We start from the raw sequence: 9,964 nt of genomic DNA, 5'->3' as shown, positions 1-9,964 counted from the left end.
ATCTTTAAGAAAGATGGCTACGACTATCAAGTCAATAAAAGTCAATTATTGTCCAGTAAACAACCTATTAGGAAGTAGCAGAGGGGCATCGGGGCGTCGGGGCATCGGGGCATCGGAGCGTCGGGGCATGGGAGAAAACAACCAATTATATCTCCCAAGCTCCCAAGCTCCCAAGCTCCCAAGCTCCCACGCTCCCACGCTCCCAAGCTCCCAAGCTCCCACGCTCGGTACGCTCGATAAGTTTGAATTGAGCTAGCATTTTTAGATGTAGCAAAAATATTAGGAAATTTAGATTAAGGAGTGTAAAGGGTATGTTGCCGTATCGAGGCATCTCACGGCGAAAGCAACGCCAGCGTTGGTTGGCAGGTTTTTTAGGGATAGCCACTTTGCTGTTGCTGCTGTTGGCGCGATCGCCAGCCAGTGCTGCTATGCCCAAGCATTATACCGAATTGGAATTTCCTCCGCTACCGGAAATTCAAGTTCCCGAATATGCCCGCTACCAACTTGACAACGGTATGGTGGTATTTTTGCTGCAAGACCGGGAATTGCCTCTGGTGCAAGGCAAGGCATATTTTCATACAGGCAAACGTTTGGAACCTGAAGATAAAGTGGGGTTGGCTAGCCTCACCGCAGAAGTGATGCGTTCTGGTGGCACTGAAGAACATGCTGCCGATGAGTTAAACCAACTGCTGGCACAAAAAGCGGCGGCAGTGGAAACGTCAATGTCGAGAACCTACGGTCAAGCTACCTTTAATGCCCTCAGCGAGGATACAGAACTGGTCATGTCGCTGTTTGCGGAGGTGTTGCGACAGCCCGTTTTTGACCAGCAGAAGCTGGAACTTGCCAAAACCCAGAATCGGGGTCAGATTTCTCGCCGCAACGATGACCCCGGCGAGATTGCCAGTCGGGAGTTTCGCAAATTGGTTTACGGCGATCGCAGCCCCTATGCCCGCACGACGGAATATCATACGATTGATAATATCACCCGTGACGACTTGGTGGCCTTTTACCAGCAATACATCCATCCCAATAATGCCATCTTGGGGATTGTGGGAGATTTTGATATGACCAAAATGCGATCGCTGGTGGAGAAAACTTTCGCCGATTGGCAGCCCAAACCGGATTTGGATCTACCGCCGCTACCGGAAGTCGAACAAGCTCGCCAAAGCGGTGTTTTTACAGTGGATCGCCCCCAACTAACCCAAAGTTACGTTCGTTTGGGGCATTTGGGAGGTAAAATCAACAATCCCGATTTTCCAGCTCTTAGCGTTCTCAATCAAGTTCTCAATGGGTTCGGCGGTCGCTTGTTCGACCAAATTCGTTCCCAAAAAGGGTTAGCCTACTCGGTTTACGGTGTTTGGCAGCCCCGTTACGACTACCCCGGCTACTTTATTGCTGGCGGTCAAACCCAATCAAAAACCACGGTTCCTTTCATTCAAGCGATTCTGGAAGAACTCGAACGGGTGCGACAAGAACCCATTACCAGCGAAGAACTCAACCAAGCTCAAGAATCCACCCTCAACTCCTTTGTCTTCAACTTTGACAGCCCCGAGCAAATCCTATCGCGGCTCATGCGATACGAATACTACGACTATCCCCAAAACTTTATCTTCCAATATCGCGAAGCTGTGGAAAACACCACCATCGAACAGGTGCAGCAAGCTGCCCAAGAATACTTGCATCCCAACCGTTTGGTGACTCTGGTGGTGGGCAACACCGATACCATTGAGCCACCTTTGAGCAGTTTGGGCGAAAACGTGCAAGTGGAATCTTTGGATATTTCCATTCCAGAGCCGCAGAAGAGTTAAAAGAGGGGGAAGGTGGGGAAGAATCGTTTGCCATGCCCCCACGCTCCCATCCTCCTAACGCAACCAAGGCTCGCTAGCGCGATCCAACTCCTGAGTGTCTTCCGCGTCGAGCTGCCAACCCAAAGCTCCGGCATTTTGTTTGGCTTGCTCGGCGTTTTTGGCACCTGGAATGGGAATCGCCCCCCGGCTGACGAGCCAGTTTAACGCTACCTGGGCTGGAGTTTTTTGGTGTTTTTCGGCAAGCTGGCGCAAGCAATTGGTAACAGGTGAGATTTTTTGCAAGCCAGAGGGTTTGAATTTGGGGTCAATGCCGCGGGCACCGGTGGGTTTCTCTTGACCGGTGTATTTGCCGGTGAGTAAGCCTTGGGCAAGGGGGCTGTAGGCGATAATGGTAACGCCCAATTCTTGGGCTGTATCCCAAATGCCGTTGCTTTCAATTTTGCGGTGTAGTAGGGAATATTGTACTTGATTGCTGGCGAGGGGCACGCCGCGTTTTTGTAGCTGTTCGTGGGCTGCCCGCATTTCGCCGGCGGAGTAGTTGCTGACCCCCACGGCTTCGATACGCCCGTTTTTGACTTCTTCGGCTAAGGCATCCATGAGGGTTTCCTGGTTCATGAAGAAGGTGAAGGGCATGTGCACCTGATATAGGGGAATGCTGGATACTTGCAGGCGTTGCAGGCTTTCGGTGAGGGCGTCTGTTACGGCATTGCGGAAAATGCGCCAGGGAAAGGGAAAATATTTGGTCGCGATCGCTACGGGAATATCGCTTTCTCGGGCAAATTTCCCCACCAATTTTTCTGACTCGCCCAATCCATAAACTTCTGCAGTATCAAAGAGGGTAATACCTGCTTCTACAGAAGCTTGAAAGGCTTCTCGCACTTGGTTTTCGTTGTATTCTTTTCCGTAATCCCAAAATAAGGTATCTCCCCAAGACCAAGTGCCTACGCCCAGAGGCGTGACTTGCGGACCGTTATTTCCTAAAGATACTGTAGAAGGTACAGTCGATGTTGTATTCATTGATAGTATCAAACAGCTATTGACAATCCACCCTATAGAAATTTAGCAAAAAAAACGATTTCTGGCAGCGACGCCACCAGAAACCCATCGATGTTATTTTTTATCATCTTAAAAAGCAATCGTCGGGTGGGCATTGCCCACCCGACAAAAACTAATGAGTACAAGAGTTATCTTCTGTGGTTAACGTTTCATCTAAATATTGTTGCAACGCCATTTCCGGAGATTGTTCGGGAACGCCAGTAACCATTTCAATGCCCCTACTGGCGAGAAGCGTTTCCGCCTTTTTCCCCAATCCGCCAGCCAATACCACCGTAACCCCCTGGTCTGCCAGCCAATTGGGCAAAACGCCGGGTTCGTGGGGAGGTGGGGGTAGCATTTGCGAAGTTTGGACTTGTTTGGTTTCTGGATTCACTTGAAAAATAGCAAATTGCTCGCTATGTCCGAAATGGGGATCCAAAAGACCTTGGGTAACGGGGATTGCAACCTTCATAAATTCACCTCAACAAGTTTGATAGACTTTCTGGGTTTGAGATTGTTTTTGCATTTCTCGATTGACTTGCTGCCAAATATTACGCATGCTAGCGGCAGCTTCACCACTGTCAAATTCCACCACGCTCAACCCCTCCGTTTGAGCGGCGGTTACCGCTGGCGTGTAGGGCATGCGACCAACCACCGACAATCCCTGTGCGCGGGCATAGGTTTCGATTTTTTCAGTCAGTTCTAGATTTAAATCGAATTTATTGACATAAACCATGCCTGGCATTTGAAACCGCTGCAGCAGTTGCACCAGTCGCTGCAAATCGTGCAAGCCGCTGGGGGTGGGTTCGGTGACTACCAGGGCAAAATCCGCTCCTGTGAGGGATGCCATCACCGGGCAACCAATCCCGGGGGAACCGTCAGTAACAATGAGCGGGTAGTTTTGTTCGGTGGCGATGGTTTTGGCTTTTTGCCGCACTAGAGTGACCAATTTTCCGGAATTTTCCTCGGCGATGCCTAACTTAGCGTGCACCATGGGATTTTCTAGGCGGGTTTGGGAAAGATACCATTCGCCGTTCGCTGCCAAATCAAAGTCTACGGCTTCGCCGGGGCAAACCAGTTGGCAAACGCCGCATCCTTCGCAGGCGAGGGGATTGACTTGGTAGGTGCCGTTGTCGGTGGCGTAGATGGCGTCGAAACGACAGAATTGCTGGCATTTGCCGCAGCCGAGGCACAGTTCGGGGTTGATGCTGGCTCGTTTGCCACCCCGGAAGTCTTCGCGATACTGAATGGTCGGGGATAAAATTAAATGCAGGTCGGCGGCGTCTACGTCGCAGTCGGCTAAAACTGCTTGTTTGGCGAGGGTGGCGAAGGCTGCCACGGTGCTGGTTTTGCCGGTGCCGCCTTTACCGCTGATAACGACTAGTTCTTGCATAGTTCTCTGGTTGAACTGGTTTTCTGTAGGATTGTTTGGGCGATTTGGGTGAATAAATCCCGGTATTGGGGCAGGGTGTCTGCGGCGAGTTCCCCTCTGGTATAGGCGGTGGCGATCGCGCGATCGTTGGGAATTTCTCCCAATAAAGGAATATTTTCTTTTTGCAAGTAATCGTAAGTATTGCGATCGCCCCAACCGGCTCGATTGATAACCACGCCAAAATTAAGGTGCAACACCCGTGCCATTTCCACCACCAGTTGCAAGTCGTGCAAGCCAAAGGGGGTAGGTTCTGCTACCAATACCAGATAATCAACCTTCTGCAGGGTTTCGACCACGGGGCAGGATGTTCCTGGCGGTGCGTCTAAAATAGCGATACCATTTTCGGGAATGTGCTGTTTGACGGCTTGGATGGTGGGTGGTGTTTTCACCTGCTGGATATCTAATTGACCTTGCACGAATCTTATATTTCCTGCATGGCCGATTTCCACCGTACCAATTTCTTGGGGAACTTCTGCAATGGCGTTTTCCGGGCAAACCAAACGGCAGCCGCCACAGCTGTGGCACAGTTCGGGAAATACCAATACCTTTTTATTTACCACGGTGATGGCTTGAAATTGGCAGGTTTCGGCACATTTGCCGCAGCCGGTGCAGCGATTGATATCTACTTTGGGAACGGGAACGGTTACCCGTTGGCGGCGTTCGATGTGTGGGTGTAAAAATAAGTGACCGTTGGGTTCTTCTACGTCACAATCCAAATAGGTGACGGTGTGAGATTGTTTGGCTAAGCTGGCGGCGATGTTGGCGGCTACTGTGGTTTTTCCAGTGCCTCCTTTCCCTCCAGCAAAGCAAATAACGGCGTTTTCGGGAGTGACCATAGTGGTTCGGGTTTCCTGTCTGCTAGTTCAACGGGGATAGTTTTTGTTGTCGCAGGTGTTCGAGCGCTTCTCGGGGGGTAGCGTGGTTGCTGGCATAGGCTTTAACGCCAGCTGCGGTCAGGGTTTGGGCGGCTTTGGGTCCTAAATTTCCGCAAATTACTGCTTGAGCACCTTGTTGCACGACGGTGGTGGCTGACTGCACGCCAGCTCCCCCGGGTTGTTTGGCACCTGGATTGGCGATCGCTTGGCTGGTTTCGGTTTCGGTATCCACCAGCAAAAAATACGCACAGCGACCAAAACGCGGGTCAATGGCAGCATCTAAATTTTCACCGGTGCAACTAATAGCTACTTTCACAACTGGAACTCCTGGTGCGAACGATTATCATTTTTGCTTCATAACTTTATGGTAATCAAGTTTTGTCATTTTGTGTATAAAATTTGCCTTAAATCTTGGAACTCGTTTGCGGTACTCTATCGTCGAACGGTCATTGTGTAGGTTTTGATGGGAATGGGTTTCGGTATGTTTTTGATTGCGATCGCAGGTCCGCCGGCTACAGGAAAAAGCTACCTCGCCCAGTTACTTGGGAAGAAATACGAACTTCCTTATTTTGGCAAGGATACGTTTAAGGAAATGATGTTTGACGAGTATGGTCAACTCCCAGATTGGCAAACCTCCCGTTTTTTCAGCCATACCAGCATCGAAACCCTCAAAATTATTAGCCGACGCTTGGTTCGTTGTGGCATTGCTCACATTGTGGAAGCCAACTTCAAACCGCAATCTGACAGTTTGTACTTGCAAGAACTCCAGCGCGACTTTGATGTGGATATCGTACAAGTACAGATGCAATGCGACGGAGATATCTTGACCCAACGGTTTTTAGCTAGGGCAGAATCCGGCGAGATGCACCCCGGGCATCAGGGATTGCAGTTTTTTGACAACATTAAAGATGTGCTAGCTCAGGGGGCGTTGGAACCGTTGCAAGTTCCCTCACAAGTTATTGCGATCGATACCACTGATTTGCACGGGATCGACTATTCCCCAGTGTTTGCAGCGGTGGAAAAGCGTTTGCATTTTAAAAATACGAGTGATTTTAGGGCTTGACAAAAGCCGCCAAAAGTTTTATCACTGTATATGTGATGATGGGAAAGGTGTGCGCGCATATATATACCGGCAGGCAAAATTGCAAATCGCGGTTACCTAAAAGATATACCTTCTGAGTTTTTAAAAATTTTTGGGAAAGGGTTGGGCAGATGGGAGAGACCTGTGATACCAAATCCAACATAGGGAAACCACAATCTTTCTGTAGGGGAAACTCCCCGTAATTGCTTTCTTGTAGGGGTAGGCACGGGGGCACTACCCCTAGGGTAGGCACGGGGGCACTACCCCTACATTTTTGTGGGTGTATGTACGTCGGATTTCGTATGAATCCCAAACTGCTTTGGTCTTCATAGATGTCTCCAGAACCAACGGGGATGCCCCAACGTACCTGTTTTTCTCCTTTTACAGGATTTACATGATAAGTATCGACTGGTTCCCCATCGTCTATCTTTCCCCAGGTGGCATTGGTGGAACTTAAGGTAAAGGTACATACCGAGGGTGGCATAAAAGGCAGCAAATGTAGTTAGAACTATGGTAGAAGTCGCGATCGCTGTGGCTTGGTAAGACATGACAAAAGTTCTCCTTGAAACAATCCAAAATTAGATGTTCTGAGGTATCTTGACAGCATTTTCAAATAAAAACCGATAACTTTTAAACATTGTGAAGGTCGTTATTTGTACGCGATCGCTAGTATATTTCTCCTACAGACCAATAAAACTTTTCTGGTTTACTGTATTTGTATGCAAAAAAAACTACCCTCTTTTTTCTTAGCTCACTTCTCAAAATTATGCTACCATTTACCGTAGTTCTACCAAATTCGATATACATAAACCCACAAAACGGTAGGGGTAGGCATGGGGGCGCTACCCCTACAAAAGGGACCCACAGCGGGGGTTGCCCCAAAAAAAAATTGTGGTTTTTCCATGTCGGATTTGGTATTATCCTATTCCTGACGGCAAGGGAGTTTGTCTTCTTTACAATCGATTGATTCGCATGGAAGCAACTCGTGTAGATGCGATCGAAAAACCAATAATAGAGATGTAACACATTCTAATTTTAAAGAGGCAATCAAGCTGTATCAAGAATATGCGAGGGAATTTCCAATACTTTTGCCCCAGATTGTAACCTCTATAACAACAAGACAATTGGTGAAGCAATTAAAATAATTGTATATCAGCTCAACTGCTACACCTGAACGACACTATTTGAAAAATCTCGACGAGTCTTTATCATGCTATGGCTGGTTTTTGTTTTGCTAGCTGCTATTTTTGCTCCCCTGCAAGATCTGGTTAGCAAACGTGCCCTGGAAAAAATTGGCGATGAATACATTATTACTTGGTCTTCGCGTTTTTTCGCCTTGCCCTTCTTTATTCCTTTGTTATTCGACCAAATTTCTAAAGAAGTTCCTACTTGGAATGCTTTCTTTATAGGTGCGATCGCGATTGTATTATTTTTACAGATTATCTCCAATATATTTTATTTCCGTGCCATTAAATCTTCCGATTTATCTATCACAGTTCCTCTCATCTCTTTTACGCCTTTATTTGTATTAGTAACTTCGCCTTTTCTGCTAAAAGAATTTCCCGGTTGGTGGGATATTTTAGGAATAGGTTTCGTAGTCGGTGGCTCTTATATTTTAAAACTGAAAAATCAGGAGGAGAGTTATTTAGCTCCTCTACGGTCGTTATTTTTGGAAAATGCTCCTCGCTTAATGTTGGCCGTTGCCTTTATTTGGAGTTTGATTTCTACCTTGAACAAACTGGGTATCGAAAAATCTTCTCCTATTTTTTGGGCAGCTTTAACTTCTACTGTATTGGCAACAGCAATGACGCCAGTTATGCTGTATCAATCTCGGGATAATTTAAAATTTATCCCTGAAAATATCTTTTATCTTTTCATAATTGGGATTTTACAGGGATTGACCATGTTGTGTTTTATGAAAGCGGTAAAATTAACCTTGGTAGCACAGGCAGTATCGGTAAAAAGAACCAGTATTTTATTTTCAGCTTTATTGGGACATTTATTTTTACAAGAACCAGGAATGCAACAAAGAATGACAGGGGCAGTTGTTATGTTGGTAGGGGTTGTTATTATTACCCTATTCTAGGATGTTTTGTTCGTATATCTATTCTCTATTATCCATGGAAAGAAGTAATTACGTTGACTCGCTTTCGGAATTATCACTGTCGTCTACATCTATTCCCCATTCCCGCAATTCTTGAATGAATTTTTCAAGTTTTGCATAGACACGATATCGTTTTTCTTCGGTTACGTTAGCATCGGAATTAAAAAATTGAACTTCTTGATAGATAATTGTTAAAAACTCTAATATTAGGTAATAGCTCGTTATAGATAGTTTCATACTTGTCTATTCTTCGGTTTGATTTGTACGAAAGAAATTTCGGATAGAATCCATTCCTTTTTCGGCTTCTGCTTGAGGTGGTTTTTTCAAGATATTTCCCTCGATGCTTAATTCAGTTGTTGGTAGTAAAGCAAATGATTCTGGAAGCTCTTCTAATTGATTTCCAGATAATTTCAATTGACAGAGACGGTAAAGCCGGTGAATAGAGTTGTCGATTTTTCGTATTTGGTTGTTATCCAAATTTAAGTCTACGAGATTCGCCAAACGAGTGAGAGACTCTGGAAACTCTTTGATATGGTTGCAAGATAAATTCAATTTGGTCAGCTTGGAAAGTCGGTTAATAGAGTCGGGAATTTTTTGAATTTGATTGTTGTGTAAATATAATTCAGATAGGCAAGACAGACGAGTTACGGGTTCTGGAAACCAAGTAAATTGATTTTTGGATAGGTATAACTGGCAGAGATTGCTCATGTAAGCAATAGATTTCGGTACTTCTACTAAGTAATTTCCGGATAAATTTAATTGCTCGATTGATAACATCCAAGTAATGCCTTTGGGGAATTTTGTTAGTTGGTTTTGCGATAAATCCAAATCCTGAAGATGAATTAAGTAATAAATTGAATCTGGTATTTTGGAAATTTGATTTTTTGACAAGTTGAGTTTTGTAAGATTGTACAAAGATGCGATCGCTTCGGGAATTTCTGTAATTCGATTGCCACTCAAATCTAGTTCTTGCAGCCACACGAGGTCAAATATCTCTGGCGGTATTTTATTTAAATGGCAATCCCTTAGATTTAATTCTGTAAATCGATTTTTTTTGACCAATTTAATTCTGTTTTGCACGCAATCTCTATTTCTTGATAAAAAATTATCAATCTTTTGCAAAACCCAAATCAAGAATTTTATGACAGGAGACTGTACTGGATACATAAGCAAGAATTAATATGGCTCTTGGGCAGATTTTGCTTATCTATAAATCCATTATAAGCGAGAAACTCCTCGATCGCAGCTGTCTCTCAGTTTCTTCATTTTCAGGAAAACCAACAAACACTCTCTATTGTAGCTTTCTATTGTAGCGATGTCATATCAGGATATTCAACTATTTTTTAACAGTTGATTTGAGCAATACACAATAGAAACAAGGATGTCAAGCTTTTTGTTACATTTTGGTACTACCAAGCAGATCTAAAAATTTCATCAAGGTCTTTTTTCGGGGCGATCGCGAAGCGGCGAACACTCACTCTCAAGGGGAAGTTAAGTTATATAAATAGCAGGGAAACTAGCAATACTCCCAATATGCCGCAGCCATAGGAGATACTTGGGTAATTTGGGAACATTTCTGGTAGATAGCGTTGACAGGAAAAAGCGAACATTTTAGAATATTTTTATGTA

General features: G+C 45.4%; 10 protein-coding genes. 3 read left to right on the top strand and 7 right to left on the bottom strand.

Features of this window, described 5'->3' with window-relative positions; genetic code table 11:
• Positions 1-311: 311 nt before the first annotated feature.
• A complete protein-coding gene (locus AS151_RS07385; RefSeq protein ID WP_071516403.1) occupies positions 312-1,808 on the top strand; it encodes a pitrilysin family protein in 1,497 nt (498 codons plus the stop codon).
• Between the two features lie 54 nt (positions 1,809-1,862).
• Here AS151_RS07385 and AS151_RS07380 read toward each other — a convergent pair whose 3' ends face one another.
• From AS151_RS07380 to AS151_RS07360, 5 genes are all read right to left on the bottom strand, one after another.
• A complete protein-coding gene (locus AS151_RS07380; RefSeq protein WP_071516402.1) occupies positions 1,863-2,825 on the bottom strand; it encodes an aldo/keto reductase in 963 nt (320 codons plus the stop codon).
• A gap of 151 nt (positions 2,826-2,976) precedes the next feature.
• Positions 2,977-3,315, bottom strand: a complete 339-nt coding sequence (locus tag AS151_RS07375) for a NifB/NifX family molybdenum-iron cluster-binding protein (RefSeq protein ID WP_071516401.1) — start codon at positions 3,313-3,315, stop codon at positions 2,977-2,979.
• 9 nt (positions 3,316-3,324) lie between these two features.
• Complete coding sequence (locus AS151_RS21420; protein WP_071516400.1) at positions 3,325-4,236, bottom strand: ATP-binding protein; 912 nt, start codon at positions 4,234-4,236, stop codon at positions 3,325-3,327.
• The gene (locus AS151_RS21415) at positions 4,224-5,111 is read right to left on the bottom strand and encodes an ATP-binding protein (RefSeq protein WP_071516399.1); all 888 of its coding nucleotides are present in this window, start codon (positions 5,109-5,111) and stop codon (positions 4,224-4,226) included. The genes AS151_RS21420 and AS151_RS21415 overlap by 13 nt, the downstream gene beginning before the upstream one ends.
• A 22-nt stretch (positions 5,112-5,133) precedes the next feature.
• Positions 5,134-5,466: a NifB/NifX family molybdenum-iron cluster-binding protein gene (locus AS151_RS07360; RefSeq protein WP_071516398.1), complete on the bottom strand. Its 333-nt coding sequence runs from the start codon at positions 5,464-5,466 to the stop codon at positions 5,134-5,136.
• A 153-nt stretch (positions 5,467-5,619) separates the two neighbouring features.
• Between AS151_RS07360 and AS151_RS07355 the strand changes: the two genes are divergently transcribed.
• Positions 5,620-6,213, top strand: coding sequence for an AAA family ATPase (locus AS151_RS07355; protein ID WP_170861337.1), 594 nt, complete (start codon positions 5,620-5,622; stop codon positions 6,211-6,213).
• Between the two features lie 1,228 nt (positions 6,214-7,441).
• The gene (locus AS151_RS07350) at positions 7,442-8,317 is read left to right on the top strand and encodes a DMT family transporter (protein ID WP_071516396.1); all 876 of its coding nucleotides are present in this window, start codon (positions 7,442-7,444) and stop codon (positions 8,315-8,317) included.
• A gap of 48 nt (positions 8,318-8,365) precedes the next feature.
• Here the strand turns inward: AS151_RS07350 and AS151_RS07345 are convergent, their stop codons facing one another.
• Positions 8,366-8,572: a hypothetical protein gene (locus tag AS151_RS07345; protein ID WP_071516395.1), complete on the bottom strand. Its 207-nt coding sequence runs from the start codon at positions 8,570-8,572 to the stop codon at positions 8,366-8,368.
• A gap of 6 nt (positions 8,573-8,578) precedes the next feature.
• The gene (locus tag AS151_RS07340) at positions 8,579-9,502 is read right to left on the bottom strand and encodes a leucine-rich repeat domain-containing protein (RefSeq protein WP_071516394.1); all 924 of its coding nucleotides are present in this window, start codon (positions 9,500-9,502) and stop codon (positions 8,579-8,581) included.
• Positions 9,503-9,964: the final 462 nt, after the last annotated feature.

Origin of the sequence: Geitlerinema sp. PCC 9228, assembly GCF_001870905.1 — a bacterium.
GTDB lineage: Bacteria > Cyanobacteriota > Cyanobacteriia > Cyanobacteriales > PCC-9228 > PCC-9228.
The sequence above is the reverse complement of the archived record's forward strand: the minus strand, read 5'-3'. Positions and strand labels throughout refer to the sequence as shown.

Coding starts and splice junctions, on each gene's coding strand:
- AS151_RS07380 (WP_071516402.1), bottom strand. CDS start 2,825: ATGAATACAACATCGACTGTACCTTCTACAGTATCTTTAGGAAATAAC.
- AS151_RS07385 (WP_071516403.1), top strand. CDS start 312: ATGTTGCCGTATCGAGGCATCTCACGGCGAAAGCAACGCCAGCGTTGG.
- AS151_RS07340 (WP_071516394.1), bottom strand. CDS start 9,502: ATGTATCCAGTACAGTCTCCTGTCATAAAATTCTTGATTTGGGTTTTG.
- AS151_RS07345 (WP_071516395.1), bottom strand. CDS start 8,572: ATGAAACTATCTATAACGAGCTATTACCTAATATTAGAGTTTTTAACA.
- AS151_RS21420 (WP_071516400.1), bottom strand. CDS start 4,236: ATGCAAGAACTAGTCGTTATCAGCGGTAAAGGCGGCACCGGCAAAACC.
- AS151_RS21415 (WP_071516399.1), bottom strand. CDS start 5,111: ATGGTCACTCCCGAAAACGCCGTTATTTGCTTTGCTGGAGGGAAAGGA.
- AS151_RS07355 (WP_170861337.1), top strand. CDS start 5,620: ATGGGTTTCGGTATGTTTTTGATTGCGATCGCAGGTCCGCCGGCTACA.
- AS151_RS07375 (WP_071516401.1), bottom strand. CDS start 3,315: ATGAAGGTTGCAATCCCCGTTACCCAAGGTCTTTTGGATCCCCATTTC.
- AS151_RS07350 (WP_071516396.1), top strand. CDS start 7,442: ATGCTATGGCTGGTTTTTGTTTTGCTAGCTGCTATTTTTGCTCCCCTG.